The following is a 26,409-nucleotide window of genomic DNA, read 5'->3' on the forward strand; positions in this document are numbered from 1 at the left end:
GCCCATGAACAAGCCCGAGATCATGACCCAGACCGACATCGCCGGACCCGCTCCCCGGCACCAGACCACCAAAGTCATGGTCGGCAACGTCGCCGTGGGCGGCGGTGCGCCGATCGTGGTCCAGTCCATGACCAACACCGACACCGCCGATATCGACGGCACGGTGGCCCAGGTCGCAGCGCTGGCGCGCGCCGGGTCCGAGATGGTCCGCATCACGGTGGACCGCGAGGAGGCCGCGGCGGCCGTCCCGCACATCCGCGAGCAGCTCGACAAGCGCGGTATCACCACGCCCTTGATCGGCGATTTCCATTACATCGGTCACAAACTCCTGACCGATTATCCGGCCTGCGCCGAGGCGCTGGCGAAATACCGCATCAATCCCGGCAATGTCGGCTTCAAGGACAAGCGCGACACCCAGTTCTCGACCATCATCGAACTGGCTAACAAATATGGCAAGCCGGTGCGCATCGGCGCCAATTGGGGTTCGCTCGACCAGGAGCTGTTGTCCAAGCTGATGGACGAGAACGCCGTCTCGGCGACGCCGCGCGACGCGCGCGCCGTGACCAGGGAGGCCATGGTGCAGTCGGCGCTGCTGTCCGCCGCCCGGGCGCAGGAGCTCGGCATGCCCAAGGACCGCATCATCCTGTCGGCCAAGGTCTCGGCGGTGCAGGACCTGATCGCGGTCTATCAGGACCTCGCCGCGCGCTCCGACTACGCCATCCATCTCGGCCTCACCGAGGCTGGCATGGGCTCCAAGGGCATCGTCGCCTCCTCGGCGGCGCTCGGCATCCTGCTGCAGCAGGGCATCGGCGACACCATCCGCATCTCGCTGACGCCGGAGCCCGGCGGCGACCGCACCATCGAGGTCCAGGTCGCGCAGGAACTGCTGCAGACCATGGGCTTCCGTACCTTCGTGCCGCTGGTCGCCGCGTGCCCGGGCTGCGGCCGCACCACCTCGACCACGTTCCAGGAGCTGGCGCGCTCGATCCAGGATTTCATCCGCGAGGAAATGCCGGCCTGGAAGTCGAAATATCCGGGCGTCGAGAATCTCAACGTCGCCGTCATGGGCTGCATCGTCAACGGCCCGGGCGAATCCAAGCACGCCAATATCGGCATCTCCCTGCCGGGCACCGGCGAGGCGCCGGCCGCCCCGGTGTTCGTCGACGGCAAGAAGTTCCGCACCCTGCGCGGGCCGACCATCGCGGCCGACTTCAAGGCGCTCGTCATCGACTACATCGACCAGCGCTACGGCAACGCCGCCATGGCGCCCGAGAGCGTGACGGCGGCCGAGTAGGGGCGCGCCCTGGATCGGAGCCGGCGGCGCCTTCTGTGCTGCGGGCTGATTGCGCGGTGCTTCAGATCGCGGCTCGGACGTCTGCCCTTTAGTTTCTCCGTCATGCCATGGTGGGAAAGCAGACGAGCGCATCACTCCGGTCGCCTTCGGCGATGGTGCTGTTGCAAGCGGGTGGAGCTCGAGAAGACAAAGCCCGCGGCTAGATCTCGTCCTCAAGATCTCGTCTTCAAGATTTCGTCGTGAGCGCGACAGCTGACTCAGCAGCCGTTGGCCGCTTGTGCCGCTCACCCCAGTCTGAAATTTTTCGCCCCGGATTCGCCGCTACGCGCCGCCGCCGTGTCGCCCCACTGCCGCCCGCATGATCGGCACCCTGACGCCTGGGGAAGGGCGTCTCGATGAATCTCGACATCCGCGAAATGACACTCGACGAGACCGCGATGGTCATCGACTATTTCTATTCGTCGACCGTCGAGCAGCTCGATCTGATGGGCATCGATCCGACGCGGATGCCGACCAGGCCTGTCTGGAGCCATCTGTTCGAGTCGCTCTACGAAGCGCCGGTTGCCGAGCGCGCGGTGCTGATGGTGGTGTGGCAGCTCGACGGCCGGCCGATCGGCTTCTCCAGCTGCGATCGGATCGTGCGCGGCAGCCACGCCAATATGCATCTGCACGTCACCGCGCCGGAGCTGCGCGGCCGCGGCCTCGGCACCGCCTGCGTCAGCCGCAGCGTGGCTCTCTATGTCGAGCGACTGCAGCTCAAGCGGCTGTTCTGCGAGCCGCATGCCTACAACACCGCCCCCAACCGCGCGCTGCAGAAGGCCGGCTTCCGCTATGTGAAGACCTACAAGACCGTGCCGGGCCCGATGAACTATCACCAGGCGGTGACGCGCTGGATGATCGAGCGGTGAGGCCGCCGGATCGCTCCGGCTGGGCCACAAGCGCCCGCGAATGTCGCCTTGCGTTCCCGGGAGGTGTTCGCGCGTGTCCTGAGGAACAGCCGGTGCCGGCGTTCGATCGCCGGCCTGCGCTCACGCGGCAAGTCGCCTGAGGCCGCTGCCGATGGCGTCGACGATCTGTCCGATCTGTCCCTCGTCGATCACCAGGGGAGGCGAGAGAATCAGGGTGTCGCCGAGGGCGCGGATGAACACCCCGCGCTCCAGGCAGACCTCGGCGCAGGCGCGCGCGCGATCGCCAGGGGCGCCGTCTCCACCGTCGATCTCGATGGCGCCCAGCAGGCCGAGATTGCGGATGTCCCTGACCGGTCCGAGTGTGCGCAACCCGTGCAGCGCATCCTCCCAGATCGGCGCCAGCCGGGCGGCCCGGTCGAACAGCCCTTCGTCGCGGTAGACGTCGAGCGCGGCAAGTCCCGCCGCGCAGGCGAGCGGGTGGCCTGAATATGTGTAGCCGTGCGCGAGCTCCGGGACCGCCTCGGGCCCCTGTGACAACCCGTCGTGAACGCGATCGCTGATCAACACGCCGCCCATCGGCACGGTGCCGCTGGTCATGCCCTTGGCGCAGGTGATGAGGTCGGGGCTGACCCCGAGCGCCTGGGCCGCGAAGGGGGCGCCGAGCCGGCCGAAGCCGGTCACCACCTCGTCGAAGATTAAGAGAATGCCGTGGCGGTCGCAAATCTCACGCAGCCGCTGCAGATAGCCTTGTGGCGGCGGCAGCACGCCGCCCGCGCCGGCGACCGGTTCGACGATGACCGCGGCCACCGTCGATGGATCGACCGCGTACAACAATCCCTCGAGTGCATCGGCGAATTCGACGCCATGCGCCGGCTGGCCGCGGCTGAACGCGTTGCGCGCCAGATCATGCGTGTGCGGCAGGTGGGACGTCGCCGGCAACAACGCGCCGAACTGCGCGCGCTGCCAACCGATGCCCGATACCGACAGGCCGCCGAAGCCGACGCCGTGATAGGCGCGCTGCCGGCCGATCAGCCGCTGGCGGTGTCCCTCCCCACGCGCCCGATGATAGGCCAGCGCAAACTTCAAGGCGCTGTCGACGGCTTCCGATCCGGAGCCCGCAAGAAACAGGTGGCGGAAGCCGCGAGGCGCGATCTCGACCACCCGGTTCGCGAAATGGAAGGCCAGCGGATGACCGACGCCGAAGCTGGACGCGTAGTCCAGCTTGCCGGCCTGCGTCCTGATCGCCTCGACGATCTTGGGATGGCAATGGCCCGCATTGACGCACCACAATCCGGCGATCGCATCCAGCACGCGGCGGCCATCCGGCGTCGCATAATATATGCCTTCGGCGGCGGAGAAGAACATCGGCGTCTTCTTGAAGCGCCGGTTCGCCGTCATCGGCATCCAGAAGGCTTCGAGATCGTTGGGTGGAACGTCGATCGACATCGCGTCTTGCATCGGTTTCTCTCAGGTGTTGATGGCGGGAGCGGCTCGGATTCAATTGGCCAGCGCGGCGTCGACGGCCTTCAGATCCAGGTCCTTGTTGATGTTCTCGACCAGCTCGTTGGTCGCGATGTCGTGCGCATCGACCTTGTCCTTCAGGATGCCGGCATCGCGGAGCCAGTCGAGATAGCGCTGATAGGTTTCGATGTTGCTCTCGCCCCAGCGCATGTCGGCCGACTCAAGCGTCCATTTGCCGATGACCGTGGCCAGCAGGGCCGTCGTCTGGTCCAGGGCCTGGACCGGGTCCATGCCAGCCGGGACCACCTGCGGATAGACCGCATGGAACATCTCGCCGGCGGCGCGCGGCTTCGCGATCGTGTACAGCACGCCCATCGTGTAGGCGCGCATCATCCGGCTCAGCAGATCGCTCTTGGTCTTGATGGTGTCGGGTGTGGCCACGAAGCTGTTGGCCGGAAAAGAGCCGAGATATTTGTCGTCGAGCTGGCGCATCGGCACGCCGGCCAGCTCCATCAGCGTGTACTGCGTGTCCCACTGCGATACGGCGTCGATGTCGCCGCGCTTGAGCAGGACCGCGGTCTGGGCCGGCTGCCCGGACACCAGGATCCGAATGTCGCGGTCGGGGTCCAGCGACACCGATTTGGCGACCGATCGCGCGACGATCACGCCCGCCGAGGCCATTGAGGTGACGCCGATCTTCTTGCCGCGCAGGTCGGCGTAGGTCTTGATGGCACTGTCGGCCGGCACCGCCAGCCCGAAGATGTTGCGGCGATAGGCGGTGTAGAACACCTGGGTTCTGACGCCGGTCAAATTCAGGATGGCGACCGGATCGACGGTTGGCACGGCGACCAGCACCTCGCCGGTGGCGATATTGCGGACGCAATCGGAGGAGCCGGGAAAATTGACGAGCTCGACATCCACGCCGGCCTGCTTGAACCAGCCGAGCTTGGTCGCCACGGCAAACGGCACGGCGCCGGTGGTTGGAACGCTGGTGCACCAGCCCACTCTGACTTTGGTCTGCGCGATGGCGGCCGTGGCCTGGAGCAGCACCGCAAGGCCCAGTGACGCGGCCACGAGTGCAGACTTGTAGTTCATGTCCTCTTCCTCCGTTTGACCGACCCGCGACACGCAACGTCCTGCTGCCGTGGGAGACGTTCTGCTCAGCGCGAAACGGCCAGCGTGTTCTCGACCTCGCTTGCGGGCGGCGAGCGCTTGGATGGGGTCGATGCGGCGCGGCCGGCATTTTCCCAGAAGATCACCCGGCGGCGCGCCGACTTCAGCGCCTGATTCAGGACCAGGCCGACGATTGCGAGCACGATCAGGATCGAGAAGACGCCGGCGGTATCCATCGAGAAATTCATGCTCTGCATCAGCATGCCCAGGCCCTGCTCGGCGCCGATCAGCTCGGCGACCACCGTTCCGATCAAGGAGAGTGTCATCGCGATCTCCAGCCCAGCGACGATCATGGGGAGAGCCGCCGGCAGCCGAAGCATGGTGAAGATCTGGCGCTCGGTGCCGCCGAGCGAGCGGATCAGGTCGATGCCGTCGCGATCGGCGGCGTTGAGGCCGGCGATGGTGTTGACCATCACCGGGAAAAAGGTGACCAGCGCGGCCGTCACGATCTTTGATGTGATGCCGAGGCCGAACCAGAGCACGATCAGCGGCGCCAGCGCTACTTTCGGCATCGACAGGAACATCACGATGTAGGGATAGACGAAATAGGCGATGTGTCGATTGAGCGCGATGCCGACGCCGAGCACCAGGCCGACGGCGGAGCCGAAGATGAAGCCGAGCACCACCTCCGCAACGGTGACCAGAGTGTGCTGCAGGAACGGCCCATTCGCGAAGCCACGCCACAGCGCCTGCGCGACGGCCGATGGCGCCGGAAGGATGAAGGCCGCGATGCCGAACACGCGGATCACGGCCTCCCAGCCTGCGAGCAGGCCGACGAGCAGCAGAACACTCAGAATGCGGTTTCGCGGCGTGTCGATGGAGGTGAGGTCGAGCATTAGTCCACTCCTTTGGCGCCGAAATGGGTCCTGATGCGGTTGACGTAGTGGCCGAACGCGGTGCTGCCCATCATCTCGAGCGTGCGCCGCCGCGGCAGGTCGATCTCCAGCACTTCGGCGATCCGTCCCGGCCGCGCGGTCATCACCACGACGCGGTCGGCGAGGAAGACGGCTTCGGAGATGGAATGGGTGATGAGCAGAACGGTGCTGCCGTTGCTCTGCCAGAGCCGCTGCAATTCGACGTTGAGATTTTCTCGCGTCATGGCGTCGAGGGCGCCGAACGGTTCGTCCATCAGCAGGATCGCCGGATCGTTGACCAGCGCCCGCGCGATGCCGACGCGCTGCTGCATGCCGCCCGACAACTCCGCTGGATAACGGTGGGCGAAATCGGCCAGGCCGACCATGCCGAGCAGGTCGCGCGCCTTGGGCAGGTTCTGCTGCCGGCCGCGGCGCTGAACGTCGATCGGAATCAGGACGTTTTCGAGCACGGTGCGCCACGGAAACAGCACGGGCGACTGGAAGACGATGCCGATGTCGCGCCGCGTTCCCCGGACGATCTCGCCGCCCAGCCGGATCTCGCCGCGGCTCGGCGCGATCAGCCCGGCGATCATGCGCATCAATGTCGATTTTCCGCAGCCGGATGGGCCGACGACCGTGACGAACTCCCCGGCACGGATGTCCAGGTTGATGTCGTCCAAGGCCATGACGCCGGTGTCGTCGGTGCCGTAGGTCTTGCAGAGAGCGGAGACATGGATCGCGGAGGGGTGAGCACCGGGACCGGAGGAGACGGTTGGCGGTGAAGCCCGGGATGCGTTCCGTTGGTCCTGTGAGATCCGGTCATCCATGGCTTTTTCCTTCTTCGCCTTAGAACCCTAGCGCCATCCCGTCTTTGCGCTGGTCGGATGCTCCGATCAGAATGCCGCGCTCGCGATCGATCCAGACCGCCTGGGCGCCACCGATCGGGAAATCAGACCATTCGACCGTGTGGCCCCGGCCTTCGAGGTCGCGCTTCACGTCGGCTGAGATGGCCGTCTCCAGCGACAGCTTGCCGTCGAAGGCGAACGAGCGCGGTGCGTCGGCTGCTTCCTGAACGCTGCGTCCGTGATCGAGGATCTGCGAGACGAAGTGGGCGTGGCCCGTCGCCTGGTAGTGGCCGCCCATCACGCCGAACGGCATCACCGGGAGATTGTCGCGATAGAGCATTCCCGGAATGATGGTGTGCATCGGCCGCTTTCCGGGGGCGATCGCGCTCGGATGCGTCGGATCGGTTCGAAAGCCGAGGCCGCGATTATGCAGCAACACGCCGGTCGTGGGCTCGTAGAGGCCGCTGCCGAACGCTGCGAACAACGAATTGATCAGCGAGACGGCGTTCAGATCGCGATCGACGACGGAGACATAGACCGTGTCCTTGTGCTCGATCTCGCCCCAGGCTTCCGGCGCGGTGGCGCGGTCGCGTTGGATCAGATCGCTCGCGCGCTGCGTCCAGTCGTCGGAGAGGAAGCTGGCCACAGGCGTGGGTCCGAACGCGGGATCGCTGAAATAGGCGTCGCGCGCGCGGTAGGCGGCTTTGGTCGCTTCGGCCAGATAGTGGATCCGGTCTGCCTCGGAGTGCTGCGGCTGGCCGAGTTCGAAGCGTTCGATCAGGCGCAGGATCATCAGCGCCGCCAGGCCCTGCCCCGCCGGAGGGCATTCGTAGACCGTGTGGCCGCGATATGCCGTGCTGACCGGCTGCACGTAATCGCTGTGCTCGCTTGCGAAGTCGTTGATGCTGTGCAGCCCGTCATGGGCGCGCAGCTTGCGTGTCAGCGCCTCCGCCACCCCGCCGCGATAGAACGCAGCCGCGCCGTCCTGAGCCACGGCACGCAAGGTGCGGCCAAGGGCCGGATTGCGGAAAAGATCGCCGAACGCCGGCGGCTTGCCGCCAGGCAGGAAAGCGGCGCGGGCGTCGGGATCGCGGGAGAGTTTTTCGACCTGCCGCGCCCAGTCCCATGCGACGCGCGCGGTGACCCGCATACCCTGCTCGGCGAGGCTGATCGCCGGCGCGAGGACTTCCGCGAGGGACTTGGCGCCATAATCCTTGTTGAGCGTGCACCAGGCTGCGATCGCGCCGGGGATGGTGACAGCGTGGGCCGAATGGTCCGGGATCGCCGTCAGGCCGCGGTCGACGTACCACGCGGCCGTCGCAGCCTGCGGCGCACGGCCCGAGCCGTTCAGTGCGATCGGCGCCGCACCGTTCCAGGAGAACAAAGCGAAGCAGTCGCCGCCGATTCCGGTCATATGCGGCTCGACCACGCATTGGACGGCGACGGCGGCGATCGCCGCGTCCATGGCGTTGCCGCCTGATCGAAGCATGTCGAGGCCAGCTGCCGACGCCGCCGGATGCGACGTACAAACCATACCGCGTTCGCCGATGGTGTCCGAGCGTCCGGGCTTGCTGAAATCACGCATGGTTGCGGTCCTGTGCCGAGAGTTGTGATGCTGCGCGTGCGAGCCGTGGACCGATCTCATGTTCGAGCCGCTCGGCCGTGACTTCCGACGGCATGCCGCCGCAGTTGAGCGCGAGCACCAGCCCTTCGGGCGTCACCAGCGGCGCGCCGACCGCGAACACATCGGGGCGCCTATCGCCGAGCGAGACGCAGAAGCCGCGCTCGGCCAGCGACGTGAACGCCTTGTCGATGCCGCCATCGATCTTCTGCCACTCCGTCTTGGTCCATTTCAGGCGCAGCCGGCGCAGCAGCAGGGTGCGCTCGTCCGCCGGCAGAGCAAACAGATAGGCGCGTCCCATCGACGTCGTTTCGATCGGAAGCCTCGCGCCGAGATCGAAGCGCGGCGGGCGCAGGCCCGCATGCCGCGCGGTCTCGATCGTCAGCATCTCGTTCTGATCCGGCATGCCGAGAGAGGCCGGCAACCTGGCGAAATCGGCGATGTCCTGCAGCAGCGGCCGCGCGGCGAGGCGGTGCGGCATGCCCGCCAGCAGCGAGTGGCACAGCGCGACCACGCCGCCCCCCAATTGGTAACGACCTAGGCGCGGCACATAGGACAGATAGCCCAGCGCGGTCAGTGTCTGCGTCAGCCGCGAGATCGTGCACTTGGCGAGGCCGGTACGCGCCGCCAGCTCGGTGTTGCTCAGCGACGTCTCGCCCGGCTGGAAGGCCCTGAGCACCGCGAGTCCGCGGGCCAATCCCTGAACGATCCGGGCATCCTCGCCGGGGTCCAGCAGGGTCGTATCGGTCTTGCGTTGCACCGGGGTGAGCCGAGCCATCATGATCCTCATTTCTGAACTAGAATTTCAGATATTGAAATTATTCTGTCAAACGGCCACGAGGCCGCAGCTGCGGAACTTTTGAGCCTGGCGTGAGGAAATTGGCGGCAAACGGCTGACGCTTGGTCAGATCAGACCGTCAGAGCGAGCACGGTCGTGCCGACGGCCGTGCCCCGGCGGGCCGCCATCCATCGAAATTGTCCGGTATCTCGGCGTCGGGGACCAAGGATCGTCATCGGCAGGGGATGGCGAGCGTCATTCGTCTGCCGGCGATTGGTTGCGATCCGGCGCGGGCAGCGCTGGCCGCCTTGGCGATGTCGTCGGTTACAGCGGCACGCGGCCATATTCGCGGTTGGCGAGGCTCGCTTCTTCCAGATCGAGGTCGCGCTCGATGCGGCGGCGGGTCTCGTCGGTGATCTTGCCGTCGCGGAGCATGACGTGAATGGTCTTGCGCTCGACGCCGATCAGCTCGCGGGTCAGCGCGATGCCGCGCGCGGAAGCATCATAGTCGTCCGGGGTGAGTGCTTCGGGAAGCTGGTTGACGCGCACCTCGTGCCGCGCGCGCAGCAGCCGGACGACCTCGTCGGACAGGTCGCGATCATTGGTCATCGTCTCCAGCGACTGCAGCGCCCTGTCCAGCACCTCGCGGCGCGCGGCGATCTCCTGCTCGTGCTCGCGGACGTGCTCGGCGCGGCCAGTGCGGCCGACGCCGAGCCAGCGCACCACCAGCGGCAAGGTCAGGCCGAGCCCGATCAGTGTGAAGAAGATGACGCCGAAGGCGACGAACAGGATCTGGTCGCGATAGCGAAACGCATCGCCGGTCGACAGCGTCAGCGGCAGCGCCAGCGCGGTCGCCAGCGAGACGGTGCCGCGCACGCCGGTGAAGCCGATGATGAAGGTCTGCTGCCAGGGCGGCAGCGGATCCCGGGCGCGCAACGAGCTGCTCAGGATGCGCGGCAGGATCGTCGCCGGAAACGTCCAGGCAAAGCGCGCAATCACCAGGATCGCGACCACCAGCGCCGTGGCGACCAGGATCGCATCGAGCGGGAAGACCTTCGACTTCTCATAGATCAGCCGCATCTGGAAGCCGGTGAGCAGGAACAGCATGCCCTCGATCAGGTAGACCACGAGGTCCCAGAAGAACACGCCCTGCAAACGGGTGGCGGACGATATCCAGAGCGGGCCGTTCCAGCTCATATAGAGGCCGCAAGAGACCGTCGCGATCACGCCGGAACCGCCGACATGCTCGGGGATCCAATAGGCCAGGTAAGGCGTCAGCAGCGACAGCGTGATCTCGACCTGGGGGTCGCGCGCGTAATGGCGGGCGCGCAGCATCAGCCAGCCGACGCCGATGCCGAAGGCGATCTCGCCGACCACGATCGCGGCGAACTCGCCGGCGGCAACGGGGAAGGAAAAGGTGCCGGTCATGATCGCGGCGACCGCGAAGCGGTAGAGGATCAGCGCCGTGGCATCATTGGCGAGGCCCTCGCCCTCGAGGATCACCATGACCCGGCGCGGCAGATGCAGCCGGCGCGCGATGGCGAGCGGCGCCACGACGTCGGGAGGTGCCACGATGGCGCCGAGCAGGAAACCGATGCTCCAGGGCAGGCCGAGCAGAAGATGGGTCGCGGTCGCCACCATGGAGGCGGTGAAGATCACGCAGCCGACCGCCAGCAGCACGATCGGCCGCAGATTGCGCCTGAACTCGCGCCAGCTCATCGCAACGCTCGACGAGTAGATCAGCGGCGGCAGCACCACAAGGAGCACCAGTTCGGGCGGCAGAACGAAGGCGGGCATGCCCGGCACGAAGGCCAGGCCGATTCCGGCGAGCATCAGCAGGATTGCCGGAGCGATATTGGCACGCCGGGCAATCAGGGCGGTTCCCGCCAGCACCGCCAGCAGGATCAGGAATATCTGAAAGTGAGCTTCCATCGCGATCAGCCAGGCGTCGCTGCGCCGGGCTCAGTCCCTGAGATCGTAGCGATACGACTTCGAGACGATCTGCCAGCCGTCCTTCAGCTTCATGGCGACGAGATAATCGGTGAAATAGCGCGGCGGCAGCTGGCAGCGAACCTTGATGAAAGCGGTCTTGTCATCCGAACGGTCGATGGTGACGATGAAATCCTCGCGCGGCTTGCCCTCGGCCTTGGCGGACGGACGCTTGCGGACCCAGGCCAGCCAGTCCGGCACGGTCAGAATCTTGAGCTCGCCATTTTCGATCCAGCGCAGATCGGCGGTCGGATGGAACACGGCGCCTAATTTGTCGGCATCGCCCTCAATAGAGCGCGTCGAAATAACCCTGCACGACGGCCTCGATGCTGGAACGGTCTGTGCTCACGGCTCTCTCCATTGCGGCGAACGAACAACGATCGCATTTTCGATGCAAAAGCGTGCTTGGCAAGGCTTGAACTGCCGCCACCCCGAGAGCGACGCAATAAACGTGGAGAACTGGGCGAGAGCGGGATAATGGCTGCGTGATCCCAGTCACAAGCCGAATGATCCGGAATCTGATAGACAGGTTCCAGCAGGTCTCCCGGCGGTATGGGGAAGTCAGATGTCTTGGTCAGCTCGATGCGGCGGGTTCCTCTTGGCGGCAGCGCTGGTGCTGCTCTGCCATCCGGCGCTCGCGGAGAAGCGCGTGGCGCTCGTGATCGGCAACTCGGCCTATCAGAACGTGCCGCAGCTGACGAACCCCGCCAATGACGGGGCGGTCATGACCACGACGTTCAAGAACGCAGGCTTCGATGTCGTCGACTATCGCCGCGACCTGACGGCCAGAGAGACGCGGCGGGCGCTGCGCGATTTCGCCGATGCCGCCCGTGATGCCGATATCGCGGTGGTGTATTACGCCGGCCATGGCATGGAGGTCGAAGGCTCCAACTACCTGATCCCGATCGATGCCCGGCTCGAGCGCGACACCGACGTCTATGACGAGACGCTGTCGCTCGACCGTATCCTGGTTGCCGTCGAGCCGGCCAAGAAGCTGCGGCTGGTCATTCTCGACGCCTGTCGCGACAATCCGTTTACACGCACGATGCAGCGGACGGTCGCGACCCGCAGCCTCGGCCGCGGTCTGGCCAAGATCGAGCCGACCAGCCCCAACACGCTGATCGCCTATTCCGCCAAGGCCGGCTCTACCGCGCAGGATGGCGACGGCACGAACAGCCCGTTTACCCTGGCACTGTCGCGGCACATCGCCACTCCCGGTCTGGACGTCCGTAAGGCGTTTGGCTTCGTGCGTGACGAGGTGTTGAAGTCGACCTCCAACCGCCAGGAGCCGTTTGTTTATGGCTCGCTCGGCGGCGAGGACGTGCCGCTGGTGCCGGGCGTGCCACGCGTCGTCACGCAGATGCCGGTGGCGCCCCCGGTCAATGCGCAGGCCGATATGCGTCGTGACTACGAACTCGCGATGCAGGTCGGCAACAAGGGCGCGCTGAACGCATTCCTGGCGCAATATCCCGACGGCTTCTATGCGAGCCTCGCCAAGCTGCAGCTCGAAAAGCTGGCCGCCGAGGAGAATCGCGCCGCGGCGGCCGAGAAGGCGCGCGTGACGGAGGCAGAGCGTGCGCGCCTCGCCTCCGAGGGGGCGCGCAAGGATACGCTCGCCAAGGCGGAGGCTGAGGCCAAGGCGGCCGAGCAGGCCCGCATCGCGGCGGAAAGGGCCAATCAGCTGGCGCAGCAGCAGGCCGCCGAGGCCGAAAGGAAGCGGCAGGAGCAGCAGCTCGCGGCGGCCGACAATCCGCGTGCGGCGACATCGCCGGCCGCCTCCCCGCAGCAGGGGCCGCAGGTCGCCGCGCTCACGCCGGCGTCGCAGCCCGCCGATTTGACCAAATCCGTGCAGCTCGAGCTGCGCCGCGTCGGTTGCCTCACCGAGGACGCCGATGGCGACTGGGGCTCCGCCTCACGGCGTTCGATGTCGCAGTTCAACCGCTATGCCGGCACCAGGCTCGACACCCAGGCGGCCTCGGCGGATGCGCTGCAGGCGATCAAGCTTAAGCAGGCCCGGGTCTGCCCGCTGGTCTGCCAGCACGGTTACAAATCGGATGGCGATCGCTGCACCCGCATCGTCTGCGCCGAGGGTTCCTTCGTGAACGACGACAATGAATGCGAGAAGCGGCGCGACAAAAAGCCGGTCGTCAGGCGCGACACCAGCGACGAGGAGGAGCCGCCGTCGCGCCGCCGGGCCCGCGCGACGCCTGAGCCGGGCATGCCGATGCCGCCTCCCAATGTGGGCGTCGGGGTGGGGATCGGTGTCGGCGGCGGTGGTCTCGGTGTCGGCATCGGGGTGGCGCCGAGCATTGCTCCGCCCCGGCCGCAGGCGCAGGCGCGTCCGAAGCCGTCCTCGGGCCAGATCTATTGCGATGCCTATCTGTGCCGTCCCGTCCGGCAAGGCTGCCGCCTCGAATATCGCGGCGGTGGCGGCCCCGCCAACAACGCCAGCGTGGAAGTCTGCAACTGATCAGGACGAGATCGCGCTGGCAGCGATATTGACCATCAGGGCGACCAGCGCGGTGTTGTAGACGAACGAGATGATGCCGTGCACGGTCGCGGTGCGGCGGATGATCTTGTCGGTGATGCCGACGTCGGAGACCTGGGCGGTCATGCCGATGATGAAGGAGAAGTAGACGAAGTCCCAGTAGTCGGCGTGCTCGTCCTTGTCGCCGCTCGGGAATTGCAGGCCGCCGGGCTTGGCGCCGCGGTAGTAGTCATGGGCGTAGTGCAGGGCGAAGGTCGCATGCACCGCCGCCCAGGACAGGCTCACGGTGAGCAGCGCGAGCGTCAGCGCCGGCGCGTCGCGCTTGGAGGCGCCGAGCTCGAACACGATCGCGGCGATGCTGGCGAAGGCGCCCAGTGCGGTCACCATCAGGATCACGAAGCGGCCGTCGTCCTGCATGATCGCCTTGCGGCGGATGTCATGATGCTCGCTGCGCAGCATCATCACCGCGACCAGGACGAGATAGATCGCGGTGAAGATGTCCCAGCTGATCAGGAGCCGCGTGACCAGCCGCAGCACCGATGGCAGCAGCAGCAAGGCGACGATCGCGATGCCGAGCGAGACGAAGGTGCGGGGACGCGCATACACGATGCGCAGCGGCGCCGGCAGCCTGACGAAGCGGGCGAGGGCCGGATCATCGGGATGGAGTCCGGCCAACGCCTCGCCTCAGCTCTTGCGCTCGGCGACGAAATGGGCGGCGGCGCGCAGCACGTCGCCCTTGCTGCCGAAGATCGACAGCGCGGCATCGCCGCGGGCGAGCAGGTCGCGCACGCGCTGCTTGGCGCCCTCGATGCCGAGCTGGGTAACGAAGGTGGTCTTGCCGAGTTCTGCGTCGGCGCCGGCCGGCTTGCCGAGCGTGGCGGCGTCGCCCTCGACGTCGAGCAGGTCGTCGGCGATCTGGAAGGCCTCGCCGAGCGCGCGTCCGTAATCGTCGAGCGCCTGGTATTCGGCTGGAGAGGCTTGGCCGAGCAGGGCGCCGGCGATGCAGCCGAAGCGGAGCAGGGCGCCGGTCTTCATCTGCTGGACGCGTGCGACGTCGACCGGGCCGCGGTCGCCGAACCGACCCTCGCCCGCGAGATCGAGGATCTGGCCGCCGGCCATGCCGCCGACACCGGCGCAGCGCGCCAGCGCCCGGGTCAGCGCCAGGCGGACGCCGGCGTCGGGGTGGATCTCGTCGCGGGTGATGATGTCGAAGGCGATGGTCAAGAGCGCGTCGCCGGCCAGGATCGCGGTGGCATCGTCATAGACCTTGTGCAGGGTCGGACGTCCGCGGCGGAGGTCGGAATTGTCCATCGCCGGCAGGTCGTCATGGATCAGCGAGTAGCAGTGGATGCATTCGAGCGCGGCGCCTGCCAGCAGCGCGCCCTTGCGTGGCACGCCGAACACGGCAGCGCTTTCGACCACCAGGAACGGCCGCAGCCGCTTGCCGCCGCCCAGGCTGGAGTAGCGCATCGACTCGATCAACCGCTGCGGCCTGGCGATCTCGTCCGCCAGCGGCGCATCGCCGAGCAGCTCGCCGAGCAGGGCTTCGGTCTCTTCCGCGGTCTTGTCCAGGCGTTGGGTGAAGTCGGTGAGGGCCGTCGCAGTCATTTAAGAAGAGCTCCAGGGACGAAATTCGCCGGACAATCGTTGATGGCGGCGACTTCGTCAATTGCGGGGACAATGGGCCCTTTCGGCCATAATGGCGGAAAAAAGCAGGAATCCTCATGCAGATGTCGGATAATTCGGGGCAACTGACCGCCGCCTCGGCGGTCCAACCCGGGCGACGCCTGCCATTGCGTACCGTCAGAACCATCCTGCTGATCGTCGTGCTGGTGCTGCTCGTGCCCTATGTGCTGACGCCGTTCTATGCTGCCGGTCACCCGGTTTCGACCCTGATGCTCTGGCGGTCGCTGACCGGCCAGCCCGTCACGCGGCATTGGATCGACCTTTCGGCGATGTCGCCTTATCTGCCGCGGTCCGTTGTGGCGGCCGAGGATGCCAAATTCTGCAGCCATCACGGCATCGATTGGGGCGCGCTGCGCGAGGTGATGGACGATGCCGAGGAGGGCGACGTCAGCCGTGGCGGCTCGACCATCACTCAGCAGGTCGCCAAGAACCTGTTCCTGTGGCAGGGCCGCAGCTATGTCCGCAAGGCGCTGGAACTGCCGCTGGCGCTCTGGATCGACCTCGTCCTCGGCAAGCGGCGCATCCTGGAGATCTACCTCAACATCGCCGAGCTCGGTCCATCCGGCCAATTCGGGGTCGAAGCTGGGGCAATTTACGCCTTCAACCGCTCAGCCGCCGGGCTGGGGCCGCGCGAGGCGGCGCTGCTGGCCGCGATCCTGCCGAATCCGGTCCGGCGCAGCGCCCGTGCCCCTGGTCCTGGCGTGCGCCGTTTGTCGGGGACCTATATGGTGCGGGGGCAGGCCTCGGCCCTGCAGACCTGCTGGGGCGAGCGGCGCTGAGCGCGTCGGGGACGCAAATTTGGCCAAAAATGCCTCGGAGAGCCCCTAGCCATACCGGACCCCTTCCTCTATAAGCGCGGCCTGATCGGCATCCGGGCTCGCCAGCTTCATGGCTGCAGCCGTCCTTCGCGGACGATGCCTTACAAATTACCCCTAGAGGATACCGATATGGCCGTCCCCAGAAGAAAAACTTCGCCGTCGCGCCGTGGCATGCGCCGCTCGGCTGACGCGATCAAGAAGCCGACCTATGTCGAGGACAAGGACTCCGGCGAACTGCGTCGTCCGCACCACCTGGACCTCAAGACCGGCATGTACAAGGGCCGTCAGGTCCTGAAGAAGAAAGACGCCTGATTGCCCGCAGGGCCGCTTTCCAAGCGGCCCGAATTCGGCCATCGATTGGGGTGAAAGCGGGCCCGTGCGATTTGATTCGCAGGGGCCGTTACGCATGAGTGCTGCGTGATCCCATCTCGCCGCCATCTCTTTTCTTTCGACCAATCGATTTCGCGCAGGGCCGTGGCCCCGCCCCACCCAAGGCTTTAACCGATGTCGATGATCGGTTTTCCGCTGCTGCTGATCCCGCTGGCGATCTACAACATGATCGTCTTCCTGATGCCCGGGGTCGCGTTCAGCGAAACGCTGCTGCGCCTTCAGCTCCCGTCCGGCGAGGTCTGGACGGTCTCGCTCGGCGACATGCTGCTGGCGCTGGCCGTGCTGCTGCTGCTGCTGGAGGTCATCAAGGCGGCGAAGCCCAATGGCAAATACCTGACCGACCATCTGCTCTCGCTGCTGGTGTTCGGCGGCGCCGCGGCCGAGTTCGCGATGTGGCCGAAATTCGGGAACTCCACCTTCCTGCTGCTGACGCTGCTGTCCATGGTCGATTTCTTCGGCGGCGTCGCGCTGCGCACCAAGCGCCGCGCCCGGGCGGCTGTCGCCGTGCCGGCTCCGGTGCCGGCCGCAGAGCCAGCAACGCTTCCGGAACCCACGGCGACGGAAGAACCGGCCAAAGCAGAAGCCGTGCAGCCGGGGGATGCTCCTGCGGTTGCGACCCCCATTCATGCGGAGCCCGGCGATGCCGTGCCGGCCGCGGCCTCGGTCGCGGAATCGGTGCTGCTGGATCACTCGCTGCCGCGCCCGCCGAGCGCAGCGCCCGCGCCGGCAGAGTCGACCGCGCCGGACTTGCAGGCCGAAGGTGCCGCCGAGGCGCCGGCCGATCCCGCAAAAGACCCCATCAAGGCGCCGGAAACGCCGAAGCCCTGATCCGGCGCACCACCTCCCTGTTCAAACCACCTGGCGGGTCCTGCCGCCGAGAGCGGCGGCCGGCTGAAGCCGGGCCGTGTAGGCCGATTTCGCATCGGCTGGTGCAGCCCGTCGGAGCGCGCGGGTCTGCGGCAGCTTTTCGGCTGACGCGATCAGATGGGCGACGAAGCCGGCATCTGGGCGTGGGGCGCGAACCTTGGGCGCCTCCTGCTCGACCTGCGGATCGGTCCGGATCAGGGTCAGGCAGCGTGAGGCCTCGTCGGCGGTTGCCGCTCCGGTCTGATCCTGATCGATCGTTAACATCGTCCCACCATACCCGGCGCGATTGTCACGTTCTGAGACGCCGGAGCCTTTCACCATCCGATCTCGCAAGAGCAATGCCGCTCCCGGAGAGCGCGTTCCGACATGTCGCGTGATGGTTGACGTGGATTCCGACGCGTGTCTGTCGCATCGGCATGCTCTCCGTTAACCAGAGATGCGTAGTCTGATTCGCGAAATCCGGTGCTGTCGCTCGCGAGAGTAGGCGCCGGCTCCTTGCTGTTGACCTCGGGCCGCGCCCGCTTGTCCCGAAACGAGGCGATCTTGACACCCGAATTGCCACAGACCGCGACGATCCTGTCGTCCCTCGGCCAAGCCGCCTTTGTATGGGATCTGGCCAGCGACGTGATCGTCTGGAGCGACCATGTCGGCGCCGTGTTTCCGGACGTGCCGCTGCCGCAGCTCTGCAACGGCACCGAGTTCGGCAAGCTCATCGAGCCGGAGCGTGGCGTCCGTTCCGAAGCCATGCGTCAGGTCGCGCCGCTGCACGGCGTCGACGGCACGCCCTACCGCATCGAATATGGCGTGCGGACCCACTCGGCGGCGCCGCTGATCTGGGTCGAGGAAACCGGGTGCTGGTTCGCCGGCCCCGATGGCCGGCCTGCGCGCGCGCAGGGCATTGTCAGGATCAACAACGAGCGCCATGCTCGTGACGAGCAGCTGCTCAAATTGTCACGCCATGATCCGCTGACCGGCGAGCTCAACCGCACCCATTTGCTGGCGACGCTGGCGGAGGTCATCGAGGAGTCGCAGCGGTTTCGCTTTTCCTGCGCCTTCATGCTTATCGGGATCGATCATCTCGCCCGCATCAACGACGCGTTCGGCTTCGACGTTGCCGACGGGGTGGTGCTCGAGGTCGCGCAGCGCATCCGCGCCCGCCTGCGGGGGGGCGATACGCTCGGACGGTTCTCGGGCAACAAATTCGGGCTGATCCTGAAGAACTGCACGATGGACGACATGACCGTCGCCGCCGAACGCTTTCTCGCGGCTGTGCGCGACGAGGTGGTGCCGACCAAATCGGGTCCGGTGGCGGTGACCGTGACGATCGGCGCGGTCAGTGTGCCGCGGCACGCAAGGTCGGTCGAAGAGGCCGTCAACCGCGCCCATGAGACGCTGGATTCGGCCAAGCGGCGCCGCATCGGCTCGTTCTCGACCTGGCGGCCGAATGTCGAGCGCGACGCGCAGCGCAAGGTCAATATCCGGGTCACCGACGAGATCGTCACCGCGCTGAACGAGCGGCGCATCGTCACCGCCTTCGAGCCGGTGGTGCATGCCGACACGCGCCAGACCGCCTTCTATGAGTGCCTGGTGCGCATGCGTCAGGACGATGGACGCGCCGTGCTGGCGCCGGACATCGTGCCCGTCGCCGAGCGCCTCGGCCTGATTCGCCTGGTGGATCACAGGATCCTCGAACTCGTCGTGGCCGAGCTGGCCAGCGCGCCCGACGTGACCCTGAGTCTCAATATTTCCCCGGAAACGACGATGGACCCGGATTGGTGGGCCTCGATCGAGTCGATGATGCGCGCCCATCCCGGCGTCGCGGAAAGGCTGATCGTCGAGATCACCGAGACGGTCGAAATTCAGGATATCGACGATCTCCGCGGCTTCGTCACGCGGCTGAAGGATCTGGGCAGCCGGATCGCGATCGACGATTTCGGTGCCGGTCACACCTCGTTCCGAAATCTGCGCAAGCTCGGCGTCGACATCGTCAAGATCGATGGCGCGTTCGTCCAGAACCTGGCGCGCTCGGCCGACGATCGCGCCTTCGTGCAGACCCTGGTCGAGCTGGCGCGGCGGCTGCAGATCAAGACGGTGGCGGAATGGGTCCAGGACGACACCTCGGTCACGCTGCTGCGCGACTGGGGCTGCGACTACATCCAGGGCCGATTGATCGGGCTTGCCTCGATCGAGAAGCCGTGGGTCGCGAGCAGGGCTGTGCTGCCTGCGGCGAGTTGACGGCCGGCGGCGTGAGCGGGCTCGCGCAGCTCGCCAGGGGCGTCGATCATGATGCGATGTCGTCGCATCGCACCATGATCCAAGTTCAGCTCTGATTTAGCTCTGCTCGTCCTTTTTCGGCTCGGACATGCGGTCCAGCCGGTCCTGCATTTCCTTCATCTGGCGGCGCAGATCATCGATATTGTCCTCCGCGGCGGCGGCCGGCTCGGCCGCCTTCTCGTCGGTGCGGGCAGGCACGGGCGCGAACGGCTTGAACATCGAGAAGGTTTGCTGGAACAGCTCCATGTTGCGGCGCACCTGCTCCTCGAGCGGGGCGAAGGGTGTGCCGCTGAAGGTGTCGGCGATCTGCTTGCGGAACTTCTCCTGCTCCCTGGTCAGCGTGTCGATCGACTGTTCCAGGTACTTCGGAACGACCATCTGCATGCTGTCGCCGTAGAACCGGATCAGCTGGCGCAGGAAGGTGGTCGGCAGCAGGTTCTGACCGGCCTTATTCTCCTGCTCGAAGATGATCTGGGCCAGCACCGAACGGGTAATGTCGTCACCGGTCTTGGCGTCATAGACGAGGAAATCCTCCCCGTTCTTAACCATTGCGGCCAGATCCTCGAGGGTCACGTATGTACTCGTCCCGGTATTGTAGAGCCGCCGGTTCGCGTATTTCTTGATTGTGGTCGGTTGGTCTGATTTCGCCATGGAGCTCACACATGCAATCCGGGAACGGGAAACCCTGCGGCGTTGCCGCAGGGCAAACGAGCTGCGCAATGCAATAACGTAATCACTTTCGAGCGAGTTCGGCTACGGTTTTGTGCGGAACGGTTAATCCGGCAGCAGAAATCTTGCCCATCAAACCGCCAAGCGCACCATTTTGCGTGCGCCGCAACAGGAATTGCCCATGCCGCCAATTGACATGTCGCAACGACGTTCACAGGATAAAGGGTGAAGGTTGCGCACTTGCCAATCCCTCGGCTTGCGGACGGCCGGCACGACCGTGAACTAAAATATTCGGCTTCGTTTCAAATACCCCTAAGTCCTCAAGCCCTCGCTTCACTTCTCAAAATCAAGAACCCAGGAGATGCCCATGTCAGACGATGTCGTCATCGTCAGCGCCGCCCGCACCGCGGTTGGAAGCTTCAACGGTGCTTTCGCCAACCTTCCGGCCCATGAATTGGGGGCGGTGGCCATCAAGGCCGCGCTGGAGCGCGCCGGCCTCGAGCCCGGCCGTGTCTCCGAGGTGATCATGGGACAGATCCTGACGGCCGCTCAGGGGCAGAACCCCGCGCGGCAGGCGTCGATCGCAGCCGGCATCCCGGTCGACAGCCCGGCCTGGGGCATCAATCAGCTCTGCGGGTCCGGCCTGCGCTCGGTGGCGCTTGGCTATCAGGCCCTGAAGAACGGCGATTCGGACATCGTGGTCGCTGGCGGCCAGGAGTCGATGAGCATGGCGCCGCATGCGCAATATCTGCGCGGTGGCGTGAAGATGGGCGCGCTCGAATTCGTCGACACGATGATCAAGGACGGCCTGTGGGATGCCTTCAACGGCTACCACATGGGTAACACCGCCGAGAATGTCGCGAAACAATATCAGATCACGCGCGCGCAGCAGGACGAGTTTGCCGTTGCGTCGCAGAACAAGGCCGAGGCCGCGCAGAAGGCTGGCAGGTTCAAGGATGAAATCGCGCCGGTGACGGTCAAGAGCCGCAAGGGCGACGTTGTGGTCGACACCGACGAATATCCGCGTCACGGCGCCACGCTCGATTCGATGGGCAAGCTGCGTCCGGCCTTCGAGAAGGACGGCACGGTCACCGCGGGCAACGCCTCGGGCATCAATGACGGCGCTGCGGCCGTGGTGCTGATGACCGCCAAGCAGGCGGCGAAGGAAGGCAAGACGCCGCTCGGCCGGATCGTGTCGTGGGGCCAAGCCGGTGTCGACCCGAAGATCATGGGCACCGGCCCGATCCCGGCGTCGCGCACCGCGCTGAAGAAGGCAGGCTGGAACATCGCCGACCTCGATCTGATCGAAGCCAACGAGGCTTTCGCCGCGCAGGCCTGCGCGGTGAACAAGGACCTCGGTTGGGATCCCGCCAAGGTGAATGTCAACGGCGGCGCGATCGCGATTGGGCATCCGATTGGTGCGTCGGGCGCGCGCGTGCTGGTCACGCTGCTGCACGAGATGCAGAAGCGCGATGCCAAGAAAGGTCTTGCCACGCTTTGCATCGGCGGTGGCATGGGCATCGCGCTGTGCATCGCACGCGACTAAAATCGCGGCACTGATTGCGAGGCATATCACCTTCGCATTCGCACCCGCCTCAACTAAAGATCAACGCCCGGCGATCTCGCCGGGCGTTTTGTTCTTGATGTCCGTCAAACACGTCGCATAATCGATCAGTAAAAAAGGGAAGTTGAGCGATCATGGATATCTCAGCGACAAGTTGATGTCGCGCAGCGGTCCGTGGTCCAATAACAACGGAATGCGCGGCAGCACCCACAGGTTGTCGTGCTGGAACAGTCATCGAGGGAAGGATTCGACATGGCACGTGTGGCGTTGGTGACGGGGGGAACGCGCGGTATTGGCGCAGCGATCAGCAAGGCACTGAAGGCTGCGGGACATAAGGTCGCAGCGAACTATGGCGGCAACGATGCCGCTGCGGAGAAGTTCAAGAGCGAGACCGAGATCCCCGTCTACAAATGGGACGTCAGCTCATTCGACGCCTGCGCCGAGGGGATCAAGAAGGTCGAGGCCGAGCTCGGTCCGGTCGACATTCTCGTCAACAATGCCGGCATCACGCGGGACACGGCCTTTCACAAGATGACGCTCGAACAATGGAGCGCGGTGATCAACACGAATCTCGGCTCGCTGTTCAATATGACCCGTCCGGTGATCGAGGGCATGCGCGCGCGCAAGTTCGGCCGCATCATCAACATCTCCTCGATCAACGGCCAGAAAGGCCAGTTCGGCCAGGTGAACTACTCGGCGGCGAAGGCCGGCGACATCGGCTTCACCAAGGCGTTGGCGCTGGAGACCGCCAAGGCCGGCATCACCGTCAACGCGATCTGCCCCGGCTACATCAACACCGAAATGGTGCAGGCGGTGCCGAAGGACGTGCTCGAGAAGGCCATCTTGCCGCTGATTCCGGTCGGCCGGCTGGGCGAGCCGGAGGAGATCGCGCGCGCCGTGGTGTTCCTCGCGGCCGAGGAGGCCGGCGCGATGACCGGTTCGACCTTGTCGATCAATGGCGGCCAGTACATGGCCTGACACGCGCAGCGGCGTTGCGTCAGGATTAAATCTACGGCATGGACATGGAATGCCCGCGCTCGCCCGCGGGCATTCACGTCTCTGCGATTGCTCGACGCGGGCATCGGCGTGAATGGCCGGCCTGAGCCGGCCGCGACGGAGCCGGTCCGATGTCTCAACGCACAGCCACCCTCATTGGTCTGGCGGCGATCCTGATGTGGTCGCTGCTTGCCGTCATAACCGTTGCAACGGGTACCATCCCGGCTTTCCAGCTCGCCGCGATGACCTTCGCGATCGGCGGCGCCGTCGGCCTGCTGACACTGTTGCGTAAGCCCCAGGCGCTGCAATTGTTGCGGCAGCCGGCGGCCGCATGGGCCGTGGGCGTCGGCGGCCTGTTCGGCTATCACGCGCTGTATTTCCTGGCGCTGCGCTTCGCCCCGCCGGCTGAAGCCGGCCTGTTGAACTATCTCTGGCCACTGCTCATCGTGCTGTTCTCGGCCTTTCTGCCCGGCGAGCGGCTAGCGATCCATCATGTCATCGGCGCCGCCCTCGGCCTGGTCGGAACCGTGCTGCTGTTCGTCGGCAATGGCGCGAGCTTTGCGGCGAGCCAGCTGCCGGGGCTGGCGGCGGCTTTCATTGCCGCGTTCGTGTGGGCGATCTATTCGGTGCTGTCGCGGCGGCTGAAGGCGGTGCCGACGGAGGCCGTGGCCGGCTTCTGCCTCGCGACGTCGCTGCTCGCGGCCCTTGTTCACGCTGCGATCGAGCGCACGGTGTGGCCCGTCACTCCAGCGCAATGGCTTGCGGTGATCGGGCTCGGAATGGGCCCGGTGGGCGCGGCGTTCTACGCCTGGGACATCGGCATGAAGCGCGGCGACATTCGCGTGCTCGGCGCTGCGTCCTATGCGACGCCGCTGCTGTCGACGGCTTTCCTGATTCTCGGCGGCTACGCCCGGCCGAGTGTCGCGATCGCGGTTGCGGCCTTGCTGATCGCCGGTGGCGGATTGGTCGCAGCCAAGGATATGTTCCGTCTGCGTGGCCGATAGCGCAATCGCTTTGCTCGGTTCGGCCCAAGGCCACCGTCGCGCTCGCGAATCCGGTGCCATCCTTGATGCAAGCTTAACGGTGGAGCGGCACGAGCCGGTGGGGCGGTAGTTCGCAACCGTCCGTTCGGCGCGGCCAGTGCCGGCACCTAACGTGCCCTTTACCCGTCATGGGCAAAACTCTGCAAGCAATAGTGCTGATGACGGGGCGGCGGATGCCGGATGTGAGGGGCTATTTCGCTCGCGCTGCGGACTTGTTTCGCGTGCCTCCAGACCAGCCCGAACTGACGCGGGCGCAGTTCCAGGCGTTCTCCAAACAGGTGCCGCTGCTCTATTTCATTCTGATCACCAACAGTCTCGCCCTCGCCTATACGTTCCTGCCGCTGGCGCCGATATGGCTGACGATGGCGGTCCCGGCGCTGCTGTCGGCGCTGACCGGCTTTCGCATGCTGTGGTGGTTGCGCCAGCGCGATGTCGGAGCCAGCAGCGAACAGATCCTGCACAAGCTGCGCGTCACCAATCGGATCGCCGGGCCGATCGGAGCGTTGTTCGTGGCCTGGTCGTTCGCGCTGTTTCCCTATGGCGATCCGTTCGCGAAGGGGCAGGTCGCCTTCTACATGGCCGTCACGGTCATCGGCATCATCTTCTGCCTGATGCATCTGCGGTCGGCCGCGCTGATCGTTACGCTCGTGGTGATCGTGCCCTATGTGATCTTCTTCATGTCCACCGGCGTCCATGCGTTGCGTGCGATTGCAGTCAATCAGCTGCTCGTCTCGTGCGCGATGGTGATCGTGCTCTTCATCTACTACCGGGATTTCGCCGCGCTGGTCGCCAGTCGCAAGTCTCTGCTCGCCGAGCAGGCCGCAACCCAGGCGCTGTCGGACGAGAACTTCCGTCTCGCCAATCTCGATTCGTTGACGGATCTTCCCAATCGCCGTCGCTTCTTCTCGGAGCTTGCGCAAGCCTTCAACGACGCCGAGCGGGACGGCACGCGGCTCGCGGTCGGCATTATCGATCTCGATGGCTTCAAGCCCGTCAACGACACCTACGGCCACAGCGTCGGCGATCGCGTCCTGATCGAGGCTGCGCGCCGGATCAGCGACGTGTGCGACAGCGTGGGCGACAACGTGCATCTCGCGCGGCTCGGCGGCGATGAATTCGGACTGATCGTCGCGGGCGATCCGGAGGATGACGAGCTTCTCGCGCTTGGACGGCAAATCACCGAGCGGATCCAGCTGCCCTACGAGCTCGATACGGCGCATACGGGAGTGTCGTGCTCGACAGGTTTCGCGCTCTATCCGCGCTCCGCGACTGCCGCCGATGCGTTATACGAATGCGCCGACTATGCGCTGTATCATGCCAAGCGCCATGCGCGCGGCCAGACGGTGATCTTCTCGAGCGAGCTGGAGGCGGAGATCCGCAGCCGCAGCGTGATCGAGCATCTGCTGCTAGCCGCCGATTTCGAGCGGGAAATGGAGCTGGCGTTCCAGCCCATCGTCGACGCTGCGAGCGCGCGCACGACGGGCTTCGAGGTGCTCGCACGCTGGCGCAGTCCCAAGCTGGGCCTGGTCTCGCCGTCGGCTTTCATTCCGGCCGCCGAGCGCATCGGAGTCATCCGCACGCTGACGCGCGTCTTGCTGGTGAAGGCGCTGGCTGCAGCGCGGACCTGGCCGGAGGACATCCGCATGTCCTTCAATCTGTCGGCGCATGACATCTGCTCGCCCGACGGCATTCTGCCGCTGATCTCCGTGATTCACGCCAGCGGTGTGCCGCCACGGCGGATCGAGTTCGAGATCACCGAGACCGCGGTGACCTTCGATTTCGTTCATGCCGAGCAGTCGATCTCAGCGTTGAAGGCCATCGGTTGCGGGATCTCCCTGGATGATTTCGGCACCGGCTATTCCTCGCTCAGCCACGTTCACCGGTTGCCGCTCGACAAACTCAAGGTCGATCGCAGCTTTGTCCATGACGTGAACGCCAACCCGATCAGCCACAAGATCATCAAGTCGCTGACCGGCCTCTGCGCCGACATGGAGATCTCGTGCGTCGTTGAGGGTGTCGAAACCAAGGAGCAGCTCGACAGCCTGCGCCGGCTCGGGGCCGACTACATCCAGGGCTATTATTTCGCTGAGCCGATGCCGGCAGATGCCGTGCTCGGTTTCCTGACCAGGGAGCGCCAACGTCTGGCCGAGCCGTCCGAAGGCAAGTACGCCGGCGCCGGCGCCGCGTAGTCCGGAGCATGATCCGATCGGCGGCGAACGCACGTTCCGAACGGATCATCCGCAAACAGCGGATCTAGATCGACGGCTCCCAGCCCGGCGGCGCGAGCTCGAATCCGGCAAATTCGAACCCCGGTGCCACCGTGCAGCCGACCAGAGTCCAATCGCCGGTGCTCTCGGCGGCTTGCCAGGCATGAGCCGGGACCACCGCCTGCGGCTCTTGGCCGCCAGCGAGGTCAATGCCGAGCGTCGTCGTGTGCGGTGGCTGTCCCGCGGCGGCGATCCGCAAAGTGAGCGGCGCGCCGGCATAGAAGTGCCAGCTCTCGACCGCATCGACTCTGTGCCAATGTGAGCGCTCGCCGCGGGCGAGCAGGAAGTAAATGAGGGTCGACGCGGCGCGCCCGGCGGCATTCAAAGCCGGATCACGGAAGGTCTCACGAAAATGTCCGCCTTCAGGATGCGGATGCAGACCAAGGCGTGCGATGATGTCGGCGGCCGACAAGGCGGTCATCGG

General features: G+C 65.7%; 23 protein-coding genes and 1 pseudogene. 11 read left to right on the forward strand and 13 right to left on the reverse strand.

What is annotated here, in order from left to right; translation table 11 throughout:
* The first annotated feature begins 4 nt into the window (after positions 1–4).
* Together ispG and ACVIJ6_RS12435 are read left to right on the forward strand one after the other, a co-directional pair.
* Positions 5–1,294, forward strand: a complete 1,290-nt coding sequence (gene ispG, locus ACVIJ6_RS12430) for a flavodoxin-dependent (E)-4-hydroxy-3-methylbut-2-enyl-diphosphate synthase (protein WP_456772957.1) — start codon at positions 5–7, stop codon at positions 1,292–1,294.
* Between the two features lie 395 nt (positions 1,295–1,689).
* Positions 1,690–2,202 (forward strand): GNAT family N-acetyltransferase, encoded by a 513-nt coding sequence (locus ACVIJ6_RS12435; RefSeq protein WP_456772958.1) that lies wholly within the window; start codon positions 1,690–1,692, stop codon positions 2,200–2,202.
* Between the two features lie 120 nt (positions 2,203–2,322).
* Here the strand turns inward: ACVIJ6_RS12435 and ACVIJ6_RS12440 are convergent, their stop codons facing one another.
* From ACVIJ6_RS12440 to ACVIJ6_RS12475, 8 genes and pseudogenes are all read right to left on the reverse strand, one after another.
* On the reverse strand, positions 2,323–3,660 hold the full coding sequence (locus ACVIJ6_RS12440) for an aminotransferase class III-fold pyridoxal phosphate-dependent enzyme (protein ID WP_456772959.1): 1,338 nt from the start codon (positions 3,658–3,660) through the stop codon (positions 2,323–2,325).
* Between the two features lie 39 nt (positions 3,661–3,699).
* Complete coding sequence (locus ACVIJ6_RS12445) at positions 3,700–4,758, reverse strand: ABC transporter substrate-binding protein (protein WP_456772960.1); 1,059 nt, start codon at positions 4,756–4,758, stop codon at positions 3,700–3,702.
* Positions 4,759–4,823: 65 nt separating this feature from the next.
* Positions 4,824–5,672: an ABC transporter permease gene (locus tag ACVIJ6_RS12450; protein ID WP_456772961.1), complete on the reverse strand. Its 849-nt coding sequence runs from the start codon at positions 5,670–5,672 to the stop codon at positions 4,824–4,826.
* Positions 5,672–6,517, reverse strand: coding sequence for an ABC transporter ATP-binding protein (locus ACVIJ6_RS12455; RefSeq protein ID WP_456772962.1), 846 nt, complete (start codon positions 6,515–6,517; stop codon positions 5,672–5,674). The genes ACVIJ6_RS12450 and ACVIJ6_RS12455 overlap by 1 nt, the downstream gene beginning before the upstream one ends.
* Positions 6,518–6,536: 19 nt before the next feature.
* A complete protein-coding gene (ggt, locus tag ACVIJ6_RS12460) occupies positions 6,537–8,120 on the reverse strand; it encodes a gamma-glutamyltransferase (protein ID WP_456772963.1) in 1,584 nt (527 codons plus the stop codon).
* Positions 8,113–8,934, reverse strand: coding sequence for an IclR family transcriptional regulator (locus ACVIJ6_RS12465; RefSeq protein ID WP_456772964.1), 822 nt, complete (start codon positions 8,932–8,934; stop codon positions 8,113–8,115). Before ACVIJ6_RS12465 ends, ggt begins: the two co-directional genes overlap by 8 nt.
* A gap of 324 nt (positions 8,935–9,258) precedes the next feature.
* On the reverse strand, positions 9,259–10,866 hold the full coding sequence (locus ACVIJ6_RS12470; protein WP_456772965.1) for a Na+/H+ antiporter: 1,608 nt from the start codon (positions 10,864–10,866) through the stop codon (positions 9,259–9,261).
* A 30-nt stretch (positions 10,867–10,896) separates the two neighbouring features.
* Positions 10,897–11,272: pseudogene (locus tag ACVIJ6_RS12475) on the reverse strand (nuclear transport factor 2 family protein).
* A 216-nt stretch (positions 11,273–11,488) separates the two neighbouring features.
* Between ACVIJ6_RS12475 and ACVIJ6_RS12480 the strand changes: the two are divergent.
* The gene (locus ACVIJ6_RS12480; RefSeq protein ID WP_456772966.1) at positions 11,489–13,393 is read left to right on the forward strand and encodes a caspase family protein; all 1,905 of its coding nucleotides are present in this window, start codon (positions 11,489–11,491) and stop codon (positions 13,391–13,393) included.
* Here ACVIJ6_RS12480 and ACVIJ6_RS12485 read toward each other — a convergent pair whose 3' ends face one another.
* Both ACVIJ6_RS12485 and ACVIJ6_RS12490 read right to left on the reverse strand, forming a co-directional pair.
* Complete coding sequence (locus ACVIJ6_RS12485) at positions 13,394–14,086, reverse strand: DUF1345 domain-containing protein (protein WP_456772967.1); 693 nt, start codon at positions 14,084–14,086, stop codon at positions 13,394–13,396.
* A 9-nt stretch (positions 14,087–14,095) separates the two neighbouring features.
* A complete protein-coding gene (locus ACVIJ6_RS12490; protein ID WP_456772968.1) occupies positions 14,096–15,019 on the reverse strand; it encodes a polyprenyl synthetase family protein in 924 nt (307 codons plus the stop codon).
* Between the two features lie 185 nt (positions 15,020–15,204).
* Between ACVIJ6_RS12490 and mtgA the strand changes: the two genes are divergently transcribed.
* The 3 genes from mtgA (at position 15,205) to ACVIJ6_RS12505 (ending at position 17,133) form a co-directional block, all read left to right on the forward strand.
* Positions 15,205–15,876, forward strand: a complete 672-nt coding sequence (gene mtgA / locus ACVIJ6_RS12495) for a monofunctional biosynthetic peptidoglycan transglycosylase (RefSeq protein ID WP_456776968.1) — start codon at positions 15,205–15,207, stop codon at positions 15,874–15,876.
* A gap of 168 nt (positions 15,877–16,044) precedes the next feature.
* Positions 16,045–16,227 carry a 50S ribosomal protein L32 gene (gene rpmF, locus ACVIJ6_RS12500; RefSeq protein WP_006610266.1) on the forward strand — a complete coding sequence of 61 codons (183 nt, stop codon included), beginning with the start codon at positions 16,045–16,047 and terminating at the stop codon, positions 16,225–16,227.
* A 192-nt stretch (positions 16,228–16,419) separates the two neighbouring features.
* Positions 16,420–17,133 (forward strand): hypothetical protein, encoded by a 714-nt coding sequence (locus ACVIJ6_RS12505; RefSeq protein ID WP_456772969.1) that lies wholly within the window; start codon positions 16,420–16,422, stop codon positions 17,131–17,133.
* 21 nt (positions 17,134–17,154) lie between these two features.
* Here ACVIJ6_RS12505 and ACVIJ6_RS12510 read toward each other — a convergent pair whose 3' ends face one another.
* Positions 17,155–17,436 carry a hypothetical protein gene (locus tag ACVIJ6_RS12510; protein ID WP_456772970.1) on the reverse strand — a complete coding sequence of 94 codons (282 nt, stop codon included), beginning with the start codon at positions 17,434–17,436 and terminating at the stop codon, positions 17,155–17,157.
* Positions 17,437–17,715: 279 nt separating this feature from the next.
* Here ACVIJ6_RS12510 and ACVIJ6_RS12515 point away from each other — a divergent pair, with 279 nt between their 5' ends.
* Positions 17,716–19,407, forward strand: a complete 1,692-nt coding sequence (locus ACVIJ6_RS12515; protein ID WP_456772971.1) for an EAL domain-containing protein — start codon at positions 17,716–17,718, stop codon at positions 19,405–19,407.
* 96 nt (positions 19,408–19,503) lie between these two features.
* Here ACVIJ6_RS12515 and phaR read toward each other — a convergent pair whose 3' ends face one another.
* Positions 19,504–20,097, reverse strand: coding sequence for a polyhydroxyalkanoate synthesis repressor PhaR (gene phaR / locus ACVIJ6_RS12520; RefSeq protein WP_012047352.1), 594 nt, complete (start codon positions 20,095–20,097; stop codon positions 19,504–19,506).
* A gap of 385 nt (positions 20,098–20,482) precedes the next feature.
* Between phaR and ACVIJ6_RS12525 the strand changes: the two genes are divergently transcribed.
* From ACVIJ6_RS12525 to ACVIJ6_RS12540, 4 genes are all read left to right on the forward strand, one after another.
* On the forward strand, positions 20,483–21,661 hold the full coding sequence (locus ACVIJ6_RS12525) for an acetyl-CoA C-acetyltransferase (protein WP_456772972.1): 1,179 nt from the start codon (positions 20,483–20,485) through the stop codon (positions 21,659–21,661).
* A 270-nt stretch (positions 21,662–21,931) separates the two neighbouring features.
* Complete coding sequence (gene phbB, locus ACVIJ6_RS12530) at positions 21,932–22,657, forward strand: acetoacetyl-CoA reductase (RefSeq protein WP_456772973.1); 726 nt, start codon at positions 21,932–21,934, stop codon at positions 22,655–22,657.
* 149 nt (positions 22,658–22,806) lie between these two features.
* Complete coding sequence (gene yddG, locus ACVIJ6_RS12535) at positions 22,807–23,679, forward strand: aromatic amino acid exporter YddG (protein ID WP_456772974.1); 873 nt, start codon at positions 22,807–22,809, stop codon at positions 23,677–23,679.
* Between the two features lie 212 nt (positions 23,680–23,891).
* Positions 23,892–25,907 carry a putative bifunctional diguanylate cyclase/phosphodiesterase gene (locus tag ACVIJ6_RS12540; protein ID WP_456772975.1) on the forward strand — a complete coding sequence of 672 codons (2,016 nt, stop codon included), beginning with the start codon at positions 23,892–23,894 and terminating at the stop codon, positions 25,905–25,907.
* A gap of 64 nt (positions 25,908–25,971) precedes the next feature.
* Here the strand turns inward: ACVIJ6_RS12540 and ACVIJ6_RS12545 are convergent, their stop codons facing one another.
* Positions 25,972–26,406, reverse strand: a complete 435-nt coding sequence (locus ACVIJ6_RS12545) for a cupin domain-containing protein (RefSeq protein ID WP_456772976.1) — start codon at positions 26,404–26,406, stop codon at positions 25,972–25,974.
* Positions 26,407–26,409 lie beyond the last annotated feature (3 nt).

It is taken from the genome of Bradyrhizobium sp. USDA 4369, from assembly GCF_054056435.1.

Coding starts and splice junctions, on each gene's coding strand:
- ACVIJ6_RS12450 (WP_456772961.1), bottom strand. CDS start 5,672: ATGCTCGACCTCACCTCCATCGACACGCCGCGAAACCGCATTCTGAGT.
- ACVIJ6_RS12435 (WP_456772958.1), top strand. CDS start 1,690: ATGAATCTCGACATCCGCGAAATGACACTCGACGAGACCGCGATGGTC.
- ACVIJ6_RS12525 (WP_456772972.1), top strand. CDS start 20,483: ATGTCAGACGATGTCGTCATCGTCAGCGCCGCCCGCACCGCGGTTGGA.
- ACVIJ6_RS12545 (WP_456772976.1), bottom strand. CDS start 26,406: ATGACCGCCTTGTCGGCCGCCGACATCATCGCACGCCTTGGTCTGCAT.
- ispG (WP_456772957.1), top strand. CDS start 5: ATGAACAAGCCCGAGATCATGACCCAGACCGACATCGCCGGACCCGCT.
- ACVIJ6_RS12490 (WP_456772968.1), bottom strand. CDS start 15,019: ATGACTGCGACGGCCCTCACCGACTTCACCCAACGCCTGGACAAGACC.
- ACVIJ6_RS12465 (WP_456772964.1), bottom strand. CDS start 8,934: ATGGCTCGGCTCACCCCGGTGCAACGCAAGACCGATACGACCCTGCTG.
- ACVIJ6_RS12445 (WP_456772960.1), bottom strand. CDS start 4,758: ATGAACTACAAGTCTGCACTCGTGGCCGCGTCACTGGGCCTTGCGGTG.
- ACVIJ6_RS12540 (WP_456772975.1), top strand. CDS start 23,892: ATGCCGGATGTGAGGGGCTATTTCGCTCGCGCTGCGGACTTGTTTCGC.
- ACVIJ6_RS12505 (WP_456772969.1), top strand. CDS start 16,420: ATGTCGATGATCGGTTTTCCGCTGCTGCTGATCCCGCTGGCGATCTAC.
- phbB (WP_456772973.1), top strand. CDS start 21,932: ATGGCACGTGTGGCGTTGGTGACGGGGGGAACGCGCGGTATTGGCGCA.
- phaR (WP_012047352.1), bottom strand. CDS start 20,097: ATGGCGAAATCAGACCAACCGACCACAATCAAGAAATACGCGAACCGG.
- rpmF (WP_006610266.1), top strand. CDS start 16,045: ATGGCCGTCCCCAGAAGAAAAACTTCGCCGTCGCGCCGTGGCATGCGC.
- ACVIJ6_RS12455 (WP_456772962.1), bottom strand. CDS start 6,517: ATGGATGACCGGATCTCACAGGACCAACGGAACGCATCCCGGGCTTCA.
- ggt (WP_456772963.1), bottom strand. CDS start 8,120: ATGCGTGATTTCAGCAAGCCCGGACGCTCGGACACCATCGGCGAACGC.
- ACVIJ6_RS12480 (WP_456772966.1), top strand. CDS start 11,489: ATGTCTTGGTCAGCTCGATGCGGCGGGTTCCTCTTGGCGGCAGCGCTG.
- ACVIJ6_RS12440 (WP_456772959.1), bottom strand. CDS start 3,660: ATGCAAGACGCGATGTCGATCGACGTTCCACCCAACGATCTCGAAGCC.
- ACVIJ6_RS12470 (WP_456772965.1), bottom strand. CDS start 10,866: ATGGAAGCTCACTTTCAGATATTCCTGATCCTGCTGGCGGTGCTGGCG.
- ACVIJ6_RS12510 (WP_456772970.1), bottom strand. CDS start 17,436: ATGTTAACGATCGATCAGGATCAGACCGGAGCGGCAACCGCCGACGAG.
- yddG (WP_456772974.1), top strand. CDS start 22,807: ATGTCTCAACGCACAGCCACCCTCATTGGTCTGGCGGCGATCCTGATG.